The sequence below is a fragment of the Paenibacillus sp. sgz302114 genome (assembly GCF_056120345.1).
In genome coordinates, this window is sequence record NZ_JBVYOI010000004.1 from 366,319 (window position 1) to 378,946 (window position 12,628).

The window sequence follows — 12,628 nt, forward strand, 5'->3', positions numbered from 1 at the left end:
TAAATATAAAAAATAATGAATTCCGATACATAAAGAGTTCGCACCTCCGCTTCATTCTCTGAAAATAATTCTGCTATTTATAGCGATCCTATCATATAGATAAATATGAAGATTCGTTGCCAGAGAGGGTGAGAGAGATGGAACTTTATCTGAGACTGATCTCCTCCATTGAAAATCGCATTGGGGTTGCATTGATCACAGTCACGAAGATCAATCTTCATGCTTCTAACCATAATCGAAGGACGATAGAAGCATCTGTTGGAACGAAGCTGTTGTTGTTCTCTGATGGAGAAGTATTCTCCGAGCAACTAGTAGATCTGGAAGAATGCCAGCCTGTATTGGAACATGCAGCAATGGCGCTCATCCATCGAAAATCAAGTACGTACATCACACGACTACAGGACTGCGAAATTGAATATTTTGTAGAAGTACATCCGCCTCCATTGCACTTAGTCATTGCGGGAGCCGGTCATGTGGCAAAGCCATTGGTCGAAATGGGGAAAAGACTTGGTCTATATATCACGGTCATTTGCGATAGACCTCAATTCGCGAATGCGGAACATTTTCCTTGTGCAGACGAGGTTGTATGTCAGGAATATATGGAGTACTTCAGGAGTTTGAACATAACGGACAAGCCATATATTGTGCTGCTCACGCGCGGTCATCAATATGATGTTGCGATCCTTCGCGAGTTTCTGCAATTGCATTTATCTGTACCGTATATAGGCATGATTGGGAGCCGCAGACGCATTTCAGGTGTGTTTTCCAGGCTCCATGAGGAATTTCCGGACGCCTTGTTTCAGAACATATATGCTCCTATCGGTTTGGATATAGGCGCTCAAACACCTGAGGAAATTGCAATCAGCGTATTAGCCGAAATTTTACGGGTTAAGAATGCTGCATCTGGAAATTCAATGAAGGAAGAAATCGGCCATTTTATCGTGAACAGATAGGGGGGAGAAGAATGAGCGAGCTAGAGTTGTTGAACCGGATCGTGACGATACAAAAGATCGGTGCTCAAGCGGTTCTCGCTACCGTGATACGAACGAAAGGTTCTACCCCCAGAAAGGCTGGCGCTAAAATGATCATTTATGCGGATGGCACCATCGCCGGAACAATCGGAGGAGGCTGCGGAGAAGGGGAAGTAATCGAGATTGCGATGCAAGTTCTCGCTACAAAGCAGAGCACCCAGCACACGGTCGATCTGACTGCTGGGCTATTTTATGAAGATGGGGGGATCTGCGGCGGTATTCAGCATGTATTCATTGAACCCCTTCATTGAGAACAGAATAAGGAGGCTATATGGCGGAATCAATGGAAGCGATCATTCTTGCAGCCGGATATTCAAGTCGAGCATCTGCATTTAAAATGACTTTAAAACTAGGGACAACGACCGTGTTAGAGCATACAGTCTCCAAATTTGATGGAATATGCAAGAGAGTTATCATCGTAAGCGGGTTTCAGTGGGAACGAATCCATGATGCAGTCGCCTTGATGAAGAAGAAGAACAGCTGCGATATGGAGATCGTATGTGTACATAACCCGAGCTTTGACCAAGGTATGTTTAGTTCGGTACAGATCGGCTGCAAGGAAGTGGAAGCCTCTCATTTTTTTATTACGCCAGGAGATTGTCCGCTCGCACGGAAGGATACGATACGAAAACTAGCTATAGAAGAAGGGGTAGTCGTTATTCCGAGTTACCAAATGAGAGCCGGACACCCCATTAAACTATCGGGAGAGATAAAAACACGTATTACAGAGGCGAAGGCAGATCATAATCTGCGAAGGATTCTTCAAAGCTATCACAAGAATTTCATGAATGTCGATGACCCTGGTGTCCTGATGGACTTGGATACACCAGAAGATTTCATAAACGCAACCAAATATTACAACGAGTGCAGCAAGAACAGATAACAATCATAAGGGGTGCTGTTCACATGCAGGCGAAGGATATAAGTATCTCTGTGAAAAAGAAAGATCATGCTGGGAAAGTGTCAGGTCAACTCGCTTATATCGGCGACGTGAGTCCAGATTCCATGCTCTATGGCGTCTTGTTTCGCTCACCTGTCGCGTACGGGAAAGTACGATCTATTCAGCTGCCGCAGCTGCCTGAAGGTTACGTAAAGATAGGGGCAGAACACATCTCTGGATCTAACTTTGTGAAGCTGTTACATAATGATCAACCTATCTTCGCTGATGAATGGGTCAATTACATTGGTGAACCCCTATTCATGCTCGTTGGACCCAAACTGGATATTCTTCATCAATTAATCGACGAGGCCCAAGTGGATATTGAAGAACATCAAGCCATCGTCACCTTAGAGGAAGCCATTGAGCAAAAGGATCAAACAGGCGTATTCGCTAGTCACGAATTCGGAGAAAGTCTCGAAGTGATACAAGCTATCGAAGCAAGTGCTTATCAAATTATAGAAGAAGAATACGAGACAGGCTACCAAGAGCATGTCTATTTGGAGCCCCAAGGCATGCTAGGGATCTATAACGATCAAGAAATCCTTGTACAAGGGTCGATGCAATGTCTGTATTATGTGAAGAATGCATTGGTCAGCGCCCTGGCATGCGGGGATGATGAGGTACGTGTCATACAAAGTCCAACAGGAGGCGGATTTGGCGGGAAAGAAGATTTCCCATCCATGATGGCTTGCCATGTCGGCATAGCTGCTAAGGTTGTTCAAAAACCGGTCATGCTGCTGTTTGACCGAGCTGAAGACTTTGTAGCAACGACGAAGAGACATCCCGCCAAATTCAAATATCGAACGGCTTTAGATGAACATGGAACGATTCAATGCATGACGGTGGAGCTGTTTCTTAACAGCGGGGCAAATGCAGGCTTAAGTCCAGTCGTCCTGCAGCGGTGTTTATTAAACAGTGCAGGCGTATATCAAATCCCGCATTTCCATGCGAGAGGCTTCGCGCTGAAAACCAATACAGTGCCGAACGGAGCTTTCAGAGGATTTGGCGCACCGCAAAGCTTTGCAGCTATTGAAAGTGTTATGGGGCACATGAGTAGAAAGCTGAACATCGATCCCATTCCTTATAAACGGAATTATGTGGTGAAACAAGGCGGTCCCACCATTACGGGCGGCAGATTTAGAGATCCGGTAATGATGGACGACATGATTAATGACATGCTGCAAGCTACGGACTATTCGAAGAAAATTAAAGACTTTCATAGTTTCAATGGACTGAATAGACGCTATAAGAAAGGAATCGGTGCATCCCTCTTCCTGCATGGCTGCGGATTCACCGGAAGCGGAGAAAGAGACCATATTAAAGCTACCGTAAAGTTAGCCAAAACAGAAAACGATCAAGTGTTGATCAAGATATCCAACTCGGATATGGGGCAAGGCGCGTTAACGACGATGTGCAAAATTGTAGCGAGCGGGCTTGGGCTGCCTTACGATGCCATATCGTTTCCATATCCGGATACGAAATCAGTTCCTGACTCCGGTCCAACTGTCGCTTCTAGAACCACGATGATTGTCGGCAAATTATTGGAACGAGCTGCTAATAAACTTAAAGCGCAGTGGCAATCAGGTGTACCTCAAGAAGTAATAGAGCACTATGTTCATGAGGAAATGATCCCTTGGGATGAGGCCAAATTTACAGGGGATGCTTATCCTGCGTATTCGTGGGGAGTCAATATCGTTGAGCTTGAAGTGGATACATTAACTGGAATGGTTAAAGTGGACAAGGTATACGGCGGATACGATATCGGTAAAGCAATCGATGAACAAATCGTTAAAGGCCAGATCGATGGCGGCATGGTGCAAGGACTCGCCTATGGTTATATGGAAAGAATGACTTCCAAACGAGGCAAGATCGAGCAAAAAAGCATTTCAGACTACGGACCGCCAACTGCAATGGATGTCGTCCCTATCGAAAGCCACCTTTATGACAATCCTTTTGCCGGGGGACCTTACGGCGCGAAAGGCGTGGGTGAATTGCCGCTGACGGGAGGGGCTCCTGCGGTGCAAGCAGCGATCGAGGATGCTTTGCAAATCAACTTCTATCAAATTCCCATTACACCAGAATTGATTATAGACAGTTTGACGAAGAAGAGGGGTTAGCGATTGATGAAATTTCACTTGAATGGAAGAGAGGTAGAAACTTCAGCGTCTCGTACCCTAAGATTAATAGACTTGTTAAGAGAGGAACTTCAGTTAATCGGGGCTAAGGAAGGCTGCGGCGATGGCGAGTGCGGGACTTGCAGTGTCCTAGTCAATAATCTTTTGCAGAATAGCTGCCTCATTCCCATCGGCGCCATTGAAGGAGCCGAGATCATTACAATTGATGGGTATTGCAAAACGGAACAATTCCAATTGTTAAGCGAATGTTATTCTGAAGCGGGTGCTGTTCAATGCGGCTTTTGCATACCAGGAATGGTAATGGCAAGCGCAGCCCTATTGATACAGAATCCTCATCCTACTGAAGAGGAGATTCGTGTAGGAATCTCCGGTAATTTGTGCCGCTGTACCGGCTATAACATGATTGTCGATGCGATTGACCTAGCAGCGAAGAAGGGGGATGGCTTATGGTAATGAACTCGATAACCTCCTACCGAGATATGACTCTAGATGAAACCATCTCTAGGCTTGGCAAGGAAGACTGCCTCATCATTGCAGGCGGCACGGATGCCATGGTACAGCGTAAAAGCCCGCGAGGGGCTCCTGCCAAATTTGATAAACCGGTTGTTTTTATCGATCATTTACAGGAGTTAAAACAGATTTATAAGAGGAATCATGATCTCCATATAGGTGCTTGCTGTTCCTTTAGCGAAATTATGGAACACCTCCTCATACCGAGGATCGTAAAGAAAGCGATCAAAGAAATTGCAGCGCCAGCGATTCGAAATCGAGGAACGATTGGCGGAAATATATGCAATGCTTCCCCTGCTGGAGACACATTGCCATTGTTATATATTTGTAACGCGAGAGTGCGACTAAGGTCAGCTAATGGTGAACGGGTAGTCGAGCTTCGAGATTTTATTCAAGGTCCAAGAAAAGTGTCCCGAAATAAAGATGAAATCGTGACAGAAGTCATTTTGCCAGAGCTGCTAGAGGATCGCACTCATTTTGTTTTTGAGAAAGTGGCGAACAGAAGAGCAGATGCCATCGCGAAAATATCGTTTGCAGCGTCTATTCGCTCTGAAGAAGGCAAGGTTCGTGATGTGCGTTTTGCCTTCGGGGCTGTAGGGCCAACCGTTGTTCGCTCAATTGCTATTGAACAAACCTTATTGGGGCAAGCCTTTCCGCTCCAGAATAAGGCAATCGATGCGGTTGTTGCTGATTATGAAAGCATTCTAAACCCAATCGATGATCAGCGCTCCACGGCGGTTTATCGGAAAACAGTGGCACTTCATTTATTGCGTCACTTTCTAGAAAATACAAAGGGGATCTGAAGGATAACGAAACACATCCTATTAGGTATTAGTCGAACAGCTGAAAGCTTGAGAAATCAGACTTTTTTTTATTGTAAGAGGAGACAACTAGGCGGTAGCTGCTCCATTTTTCATACCGCTAACGTGCACTATAATATCATAACAACACAAAGGCAACCGGTTATGACCGGTTGCCTTCTTCAGCTAATGGCAGGTGTAGTTCCTAGCCAAAGCTAATCGGCTAACTATGTTCAACTAACTGGCAGGATTGCTCAATTCATTCATAGAATACCTAATATCGAACTTGATGTTAGGAGGTCGCTGAAAATGGAATTCATATTTATTCGGCATGGCCATGGAGAACATCTCAAGGGATTAATAGGATCGAACATGTCTATTGGCAGCTAAGTTGAGCCTGAAGGAGGAGAACTGATGAGGAAGCTGCGCTGGGGGATTATAGGATGTGCCCAAATTGCAACAAAGGCGTTTATTCCATCTGTCCAAGCTTCGAACATCCATGAGATAGTCGCCGTTGCAAGCCGTGAGGAAGCAAGAGCCCGAGTGTTTGCAGACGCATACGGCATACAAGACGCCTATGGCAGTTACATTGAGTTGCTTGCCAATCCAAATATCGATGCAGTCTACATCCCGCTGCCTAATCATATGCACCGGGAATGGACGATTCATGCTGCTCGAGCAGGCAAACACGTGCTAGTCGAGAAGCCGATGTCGGTGACCAAGCGCTATGCGGTACAAATGGTTGAGGCTTGCGAGCAGTACGGCGTACATTTTCAAGAAAACATTATGTATCGCTTCCATCCGCGCTATGACCGTATTAGGGAAATTATCCGTTCTGGCGAGATTGGTACCGTGAGAGCAATTCACGGTGTCTTTACGTCGGACCGCTCCAATATGGAGCGCGATATCCGATTCCATCAGGAAATGGGTGGCGGCAGTATGTATGACATCGGCTGCTATTTGCTTAGCGCGGCTCGTTATGTGCTGGAAATGGAACCCGTGGCCACAACGATGCAGGCTTTTTTCTCGCTGGAGCATGATGGCGTTGATATGATGGCCTCCGGTCTCGTCGAATTTCCGGGTGACGTAGCATTTACGTTTCAGTGCGGATTGTGGGCTGACTTCTCAAATACATTAGAAATCCGGGGCACCCGCGGAACGATCCGACTGCCGTCCGCATTCACGCTTCGCGGAGATCTGAGCCCTGACATACAGGTTACTGTGCTTGGCGAGACGCGGATAGAGCCGTTCGAGCGTGGCAATCAGCAGCTATTGCTTCTTAACAGTTTCGCTCGGGCGGCGCTTCATGGTGAACCGGAGGCAGTCAGCCCTTGGGACGGCGTGCGAACGATTCAAGTCATTGAGGCATGCCTTGCTTCCGCGAGTGAAAAGAGAAGGGTATCTATTGAACCTCTTGTAGCAGGCTCCTGAATCACGAAGGCGCCATAAAGCTATATGCGAAATATGATGCAAGAGGGTTTCTGGTAGAGTGATAAAAGCTTAAATAAAGAGGAGTGAATTCCATGTTTCAATTAAAATCTGCCTATCGACAGTTCAGGGAAGAGGGCTATATTATTTATCCGGAAGTTTTTAAAGGGCAAGAGCTGGAGAAGCTGCTGGCTGCCTGCAACGGCTCGCTTCAGCAGTATACCGAGGCATGGGATTTGGAGAATCCGAATAAGGACTTCGAAGTGATGCGGCATTTGAATAATCCTCGCTGGCACCGCGACAATCCAGAACATTTACAGACGATCATGGAAACAATAGCCGATCCGCGGTGCTTGGGGCCAGTAGAGCAAATCTTTTCCGGTCCGTCTTTGTTTCGCTGTACCAGCTACTTCGTCAATCACAGGTATGCGAGCCATAATGGAGGCTGGCATCGGGACTCGCAATTTTCATGCAGCTCGGACGAGGAAGAAAGGAACATGCTGGATCAAATCCGAAAAGCGGATTTTAACGATCATTCCGGAATCCAATTCCAGATTGCGTTGATTGATAACGATGATATTGAATATGTTCCCTATTCCGCCAATCGAAATGACTCGCCGGAGGAAGCATATATTCGATTATCCGACAATAAGAGCCATAACCAGGAAGATGGAATGCCGAATGCACTGCGCATACCGCTCAAAGCCGGGGATGCCGTCATTTTCAACCCATATGGTTTGCACCGCGGACGTTATTATAAGGATATCCCGAGACGTACGTTAATGCTGACGTATACGAGAAATACAAGTATTCAATGCGACTATTTCTCCAATCAGCCTTGGTGCGCCGAATCGGATTATCTGAATGGATTGTCACCACGGGCAACCGTATATTTTCAACAATTTATTGAGGCCTATCGTGGATTCTGGGAATCTTCTAGTACGAACTAGCTACAATAGAATTATTCGGTAGCAAGAGGAGGAACTAATGACAATCAAGATGAAAGCCGACATTGTCATCGCTGGAGGCGGGCTTGGTGGAGTCGCCGCAGCATTGACTGCTGCCCGTTTAGGCGCTCGTGTCATCCTGACCGAGGAGACGGACTGGATAGGCGGCCAACTCACTAGCCAAGCTGTACCTCCGGATGAACACCCATGGATTGAACATTTCGGGTGCACAGCATCATATCGAGAATTTCGTAATCGAGTTCGAGAATATTACCGCAATCATTACCCGTTAAATGCTCAAGCGGCAGGCAATGCAACTCTGAATCCAGGAAACGGCTGGGTGAGCCGACTTGCGCATGAACCTAAAGTGGCGCTCAGAGTGCTGGAAGATATGCTTGCACCATACGTGAATGGAGGGAGAGTCAGAATTCTGCTCCATACTCGCCCGACCGAGGTAGTTATAGAAGGAGACGAATGTCGTTCCCTTATCGTCGAGCAAAATGGTACTAGCGGTCAGTTTGAGCTCATTGCTCCGATGTATCTGGATGCAACAGAACTTGGCGAGTTACTGCCACTTGGCGGTATCGAGCATGTGACTGGTGCAGAATCTCGTTCGGATACGGGGGAGCCTCATGCGATGGAGCAGGCTGATCCGCTCGACATGCAGTCAATTACTTATGTTTTCGCCGTCGACTATGTGGAGTGCGGCGATTTTACAATAAATAAGCCGGAGATGTACGATTACTGGCGCAGCTTCATTCCTTCATTCTCACAATATTCGATCCTCAATTGGAAAACGATGGACCCTCACAATCCAGATAAAATCAAGGAATATACGATGTTTCCAAACGAGCAAGGGCTCGTATCATTATGGGACTACCGCCGCATCTTTGATCCCTCACAGCTGGAAGATCCGCATTTGTATGACGGTGAAGTGACACTTATAAACTGGCCTCAAAACGATTATTATGTTGGTTCTATCATTGGCGTTTCGGCAGAGGAAAAGGAGCGGCATTTGCATCAGGCTAAGCAACTCAGTCTGTCGTTATTGTACTGGCTGCAGACCGAAGCACCTAGACTAGACGGAGGACGGGGCTATCCTGGCGTTCGACCGCGTGGCGATGTACTAGGGACGGCAGATGGGCTTGCGAAAACGGCATACATACGCGAATCAAGAAGAATTCGTGCGCGTTACACCATTACGGAAAACGATGTCAGCCGAAGAGCTCGTGGGGCTGACGGAATTCGTACCTACGAAGATAGTGTTGGCGTCGGCAGTTACCATCTCGATTTGCATCCGACGACTAATTCGCAGCGCGGCTTTTATATCCCGAGCGTTCCTTATGAAATCCCATTGGGAGCACTGTTGCCGACTCGTGTCCGTAACCTGCTCCCGGCATGTAAAAATATCGGGACCACGCAAGTGTCAAATGGCTGCTACCGGCTTCATCCAACGGAATGGAATATTGGTGAAGCAGCCGGCGCATTGGCAGCTTTCGCTGTCCAGCGGGGTTGTTCGACTCATGACGTGCAGGATCAAGCACACTTGCTCCAAGCATATTTAAAGCAACTTGATGATTTGGGTGTCGAGCGACATTGGCCAAATCAAAATTTCTGGAACTAATATGGAAGTATGAGATTGCGATGTACTGGAGGCACAAAGTATGTTTTGGCCATCATCATATCGTCCATCACTATGATTCTGGAGAACGGGTATACAGGTGTCCGAACGCGAATTTATACTAAAGATTTTCCATGGCGTGCGAGCTGAGTTTAGAAGAGGCTTGATCTAAGATGAAAAACAACTTAAGAATCATGGGGCAGTTTGCGATCCGCAGCTGCTCTATTTTCATTGCGCTAACCGGCAGTTGGAGACCGTATTTCTCGAATCGCGACTTGTAACGAGGAAGTGACGCTTGTCATTCAGAATGAGAGAGAATTTACAGTTTCACACTATTAATTCAAACGATTCCAAAGTTCATCAAATGCTGTTTTAACTAATTTGAACAATAAAAACGAAGTTCTATTACTTACATAACCATCTTTAAAAAGATGTAAAGTAACTACACTGCCATCTTTTAGTTTGACGTAAAAGAATTTCTGTCCATTTTCGTAAACGCCTTCAGCTTCTGCAATTTTCATCTCTATGGGCTTTGCATCAAGAAGACTTTTCAAAAAGTGGTTTACTATACTGCTGTCCAATTTAACCTCCCTGTATTCTTTTTTAGAGTTTTCCCAACTCTCATATGTTTGCCACATTGTAGATTGGACATGACCGATGATTTTCATTTGTTTATATACATCGCTTCCGTCACTAACTTCAATCCCATTCAAGCATTCATAAAATGCTGGCCAAAATTCCCCGTCAAACTGAGCGTACGCCTAAATTCTGAAGTCGCTGTCGTAACCGCGAACGGTATACAAATCGAACTCTCCTGCCGTTGAAGTAAGTTCCTTCGAATCGTGGCTGTTCCATTTGGTAATTGTTCTGCCAATTTTGGTTCCACGTATTTTCTTTGCGTCGCTTGGGGATATTTCAGCATCGCTTTTCGTATATACTTTTCCTTTATACACAATGATTCCTAACCCATCACCTGTCACGTTAATGTCGTATGATTCAGGAGTCTCAATTACGGGCATATATATAGTTCCCGCAGTATAATCATTTCGCAGACTAATAAACCATACCGCACACAGTACTATATATCAAGCATAGAACGCTGCTACATACGAGGATTACTTTCTTTATTGTAAAACGCTTTTTTTGCTTAGTTACAGGGAATTCAACTTGTTCAATGGTTCCCGCTTCTTCACAATTCTGATCATGGTCCATTATCTTCACCTTCAAAATAGAAATTAATAGCAATTTAATAATACTCTTAAAACAGACCAGTTAGTAGAGTTAAGCCGTTTGTAAACCGTCTTTCGGTTTACCACGAGAATGCGTAGTTCCACGAATGCTATGAATTCCAGAAATCACTAAATAGGTAGCCGCTGATTTATTAAATGGAAGTTTGACTTAAGAATAAGAGGGAACTCACCAATGAAAACAAGAAAGTTGGGGACTTGAGAATATAGGTAATGCGACAGGATTAATCCAAGAATTCACCGACATAATGGATACCGCTAAAGAAAAAAGATAGTGAAAAATCTGAACCGCAAATATTTTTGGTAAGGCAGCTGGTCAGAGAAAACGATGATCCGCTGACTTCATTCAACTTAGGGGCAGCATAGAGAACTGCTCGTGTTCGTTGGGTCTTTTATTTCATTAAAAAGCCGGCCCCCTCACCTTGTGGTATTCGCCGCATCTATTACAATTATAGGTAATACTTGATTGAGGGGATTGATGATGCAATGGGCGAATTCAGTCATCATATTGAACTCTTATCAACGACAGAAGGATGGAGAAGTTCATTTCCTGTACTTGAACAAGCTGGAAAGGCAGCCTTACAAGATGTATTACTGGGAATGGAGCATCCAAATTGGAAAATAAGAAGATGGTGCGTCGCTCTTATGGATCACTATGCAGATGAAACATGTATTGAACCCTTAGTTCGTAGAATAAATGATACTCATCCTGATGTACGAAGACACGCCGTTCATAGCATTGGTTGCCAAACGTGCAAGGACAACCCATTATGTATTGATATCGTGCTTCTCTTGGTAGAACGGGCATTACTCGATCAGAATATTCGTGTGAGACGCTCCGCGGTTCATATGTTAGGCAATCAGAAGTTTGATCAGAGAGCTGTGAACGCGTTATTAGAAATATTGGAAAAGCAGAAAGACAAAAAAATATTATCCAATGCAGCATGGTCGTTAAAACAGCAAAATGAGCGAAAATATCAGTTTCGTTAAAAGCCTCCCTAATCCCATACATGGCATAGATACTCCAATCCTCGAATATGTTGTCTTGATCTTCCGAAGTGTGGGAACCCAGTTAAGGGGGCGAACAAAGAATAATGAGACGATACCTTGGAATGCTTGCAAATGTAGTGCTGTATGTGGCTATGATTCTAGCCGCGATTGTGATCTACAATGTGGCAGTTAACCCGCTGGTCGGCTGGGGAACATTTGGGGAAGGCGAACAATTGCCCGCGCAAGCTTTTATCGTTCTGGCTCTGTCCATCGTGTTGTGCTATCTAGCTTATAAGATGAAATACAAATTGATGGTTTCGCAGACAGCGCCTGGCTTCATACGGATGCAGCAGTACCATCCTATCTCAACGCTACAAACTGTACATATGGTCACTGTCGGCATCGGGTTTGCATTCTTCTTCACCGCTGCCCTCAAACTCCTTCTCCATCAAGGGGTTAATGAGCTGGCAAGCTTCACTGATCAATATGCTGACGTTCCAGCTGGTTATCTTATAGCCTCAGCCGTCATCAACACCTCTTTGGAGATAATCTTGTTCATGGGTATTCTCTTAAATGAAGCGCGTCGAAATGTGGCCGTCATCTGGGTTGTGATTCTCGTTTCAATTATTATCGCAGCCCTCCAGCCGGGCGGACTCGCCATGCAGCTGCTTGGTATACCACTGGGTGTCCTGTATGGCTATTTGTATATCCGCCTACGATCGATTTGGTCGGTCATCCTCATGGGATGCTCCTTTAACGTGGTGTTCTTCTCATTTGTCAAAACGACTGCTTTCGACTGGTTCGATAGGCTTCATGATGGCTGGCTTATCGTCATCATTGCTGTTGCAGCAGCGTACATGGCGGCGAGCGCGATGAGGTACGCTACTACCAAAAGCTTACCTCGCCGTTCGAGGACGTAGCGAGATCATCCAAAAGAAAGAGCCCTTCTTGCGAAGGGTTCTTTCTTTATTTACAATAT

General features: G+C 45.6%; 13 protein-coding genes. 11 read left to right on the forward strand and 2 right to left on the reverse strand.

The window, feature by feature from the left end; translation table 11 throughout:
* Positions 1–137 precede the first annotated feature (137 nt).
* The 9 genes from AC0LWF_RS13795 (at position 138) to AC0LWF_RS13835 (ending at position 9,415) form a co-directional block, all read left to right on the forward strand.
* Entirely contained in the window at positions 138–953 is an 816-nt protein-coding gene (locus tag AC0LWF_RS13795; RefSeq protein ID WP_474652100.1) for an XdhC family protein, read from the forward strand.
* Between the two features lie 11 nt (positions 954–964).
* Complete coding sequence (locus AC0LWF_RS13800) at positions 965–1,282, forward strand: XdhC family protein (protein ID WP_474652101.1); 318 nt, start codon at positions 965–967, stop codon at positions 1,280–1,282.
* Between the two features lie 20 nt (positions 1,283–1,302).
* Positions 1,303–1,914: a nucleotidyltransferase family protein gene (locus AC0LWF_RS13805; RefSeq protein WP_474652102.1), complete on the forward strand. Its 612-nt coding sequence runs from the start codon at positions 1,303–1,305 to the stop codon at positions 1,912–1,914.
* Positions 1,915–1,937: 23 nt separating this feature from the next.
* Positions 1,938–4,088 (forward strand): xanthine dehydrogenase family protein molybdopterin-binding subunit, encoded by a 2,151-nt coding sequence (locus tag AC0LWF_RS13810; RefSeq protein WP_474652103.1) that lies wholly within the window; start codon positions 1,938–1,940, stop codon positions 4,086–4,088.
* Positions 4,089–4,094: 6 nt separating this feature from the next.
* Positions 4,095–4,559, forward strand: coding sequence for a (2Fe-2S)-binding protein (locus AC0LWF_RS13815; protein WP_474652104.1), 465 nt, complete (start codon positions 4,095–4,097; stop codon positions 4,557–4,559).
* Positions 4,553–5,419 (forward strand): FAD binding domain-containing protein, encoded by an 867-nt coding sequence (locus tag AC0LWF_RS13820; protein WP_474652105.1) that lies wholly within the window; start codon positions 4,553–4,555, stop codon positions 5,417–5,419. Before AC0LWF_RS13815 ends, AC0LWF_RS13820 begins: the two co-directional genes overlap by 7 nt.
* Before the next feature lie 411 nt (positions 5,420–5,830).
* Entirely contained in the window at positions 5,831–6,847 is a 1,017-nt protein-coding gene (locus tag AC0LWF_RS13825) for a Gfo/Idh/MocA family protein (protein WP_474652106.1), read from the forward strand.
* A 92-nt stretch (positions 6,848–6,939) separates the two neighbouring features.
* On the forward strand, positions 6,940–7,794 hold the full coding sequence (locus AC0LWF_RS13830; protein ID WP_474652107.1) for a phytanoyl-CoA dioxygenase family protein: 855 nt from the start codon (positions 6,940–6,942) through the stop codon (positions 7,792–7,794).
* A 37-nt stretch (positions 7,795–7,831) separates the two neighbouring features.
* Positions 7,832–9,415, forward strand: coding sequence for an FAD-dependent oxidoreductase (locus AC0LWF_RS13835; RefSeq protein ID WP_474652108.1), 1,584 nt, complete (start codon positions 7,832–7,834; stop codon positions 9,413–9,415).
* 332 nt (positions 9,416–9,747) lie between these two features.
* Here AC0LWF_RS13835 and AC0LWF_RS13840 read toward each other — a convergent pair whose 3' ends face one another.
* Both AC0LWF_RS13840 and AC0LWF_RS13845 read right to left on the reverse strand, forming a co-directional pair.
* A complete protein-coding gene (locus AC0LWF_RS13840) occupies positions 9,748–10,125 on the reverse strand; it encodes a hypothetical protein (protein WP_474652109.1) in 378 nt (125 codons plus the stop codon).
* A gap of 48 nt (positions 10,126–10,173) precedes the next feature.
* Positions 10,174–10,431, reverse strand: a complete 258-nt coding sequence (locus tag AC0LWF_RS13845) for a hypothetical protein (protein ID WP_474652110.1) — start codon at positions 10,429–10,431, stop codon at positions 10,174–10,176.
* A gap of 714 nt (positions 10,432–11,145) precedes the next feature.
* Between AC0LWF_RS13845 and AC0LWF_RS13850 the strand changes: the two genes are divergently transcribed.
* Positions 11,146–11,649: a HEAT repeat domain-containing protein gene (locus AC0LWF_RS13850; protein WP_474652111.1), complete on the forward strand. Its 504-nt coding sequence runs from the start codon at positions 11,146–11,148 to the stop codon at positions 11,647–11,649.
* A gap of 104 nt (positions 11,650–11,753) precedes the next feature.
* On the forward strand, positions 11,754–12,569 hold the full coding sequence (locus AC0LWF_RS13855) for a CPBP family glutamic-type intramembrane protease (protein ID WP_474652112.1): 816 nt from the start codon (positions 11,754–11,756) through the stop codon (positions 12,567–12,569).
* The last annotated feature ends 59 nt before the right edge of the window (positions 12,570–12,628 follow it).

Excerpts from the sequence above, each read along its gene's own strand:
- AC0LWF_RS13830 (WP_474652107.1), top strand. The coding sequence starts at position 6,940 with ATGTTTCAATTAAAATCTGCCTATCGACAGTTCAGGGAAGAGGGCTAT.
- AC0LWF_RS13835 (WP_474652108.1), top strand. The coding sequence starts at position 7,832 with ATGACAATCAAGATGAAAGCCGACATTGTCATCGCTGGAGGCGGGCTT.
- AC0LWF_RS13810 (WP_474652103.1), top strand. The coding sequence starts at position 1,938 with ATGCAGGCGAAGGATATAAGTATCTCTGTGAAAAAGAAAGATCATGCT.
- AC0LWF_RS13795 (WP_474652100.1), top strand. The coding sequence starts at position 138 with ATGGAACTTTATCTGAGACTGATCTCCTCCATTGAAAATCGCATTGGG.
- AC0LWF_RS13815 (WP_474652104.1), top strand. The coding sequence starts at position 4,095 with ATGAAATTTCACTTGAATGGAAGAGAGGTAGAAACTTCAGCGTCTCGT.
- AC0LWF_RS13855 (WP_474652112.1), top strand. The coding sequence starts at position 11,754 with ATGAGACGATACCTTGGAATGCTTGCAAATGTAGTGCTGTATGTGGCT.
- AC0LWF_RS13845 (WP_474652110.1), bottom strand. The coding sequence starts at position 10,431 with ATGCCCGTAATTGAGACTCCTGAATCATACGACATTAACGTGACAGGT.
- AC0LWF_RS13850 (WP_474652111.1), top strand. The coding sequence starts at position 11,146 with ATGGGCGAATTCAGTCATCATATTGAACTCTTATCAACGACAGAAGGA.
- AC0LWF_RS13805 (WP_474652102.1), top strand. The coding sequence starts at position 1,303 with ATGGCGGAATCAATGGAAGCGATCATTCTTGCAGCCGGATATTCAAGT.
- AC0LWF_RS13800 (WP_474652101.1), top strand. The coding sequence starts at position 965 with ATGAGCGAGCTAGAGTTGTTGAACCGGATCGTGACGATACAAAAGATC.
- AC0LWF_RS13820 (WP_474652105.1), top strand. The coding sequence starts at position 4,553 with ATGGTAATGAACTCGATAACCTCCTACCGAGATATGACTCTAGATGAA.
- AC0LWF_RS13825 (WP_474652106.1), top strand. The coding sequence starts at position 5,831 with ATGAGGAAGCTGCGCTGGGGGATTATAGGATGTGCCCAAATTGCAACA.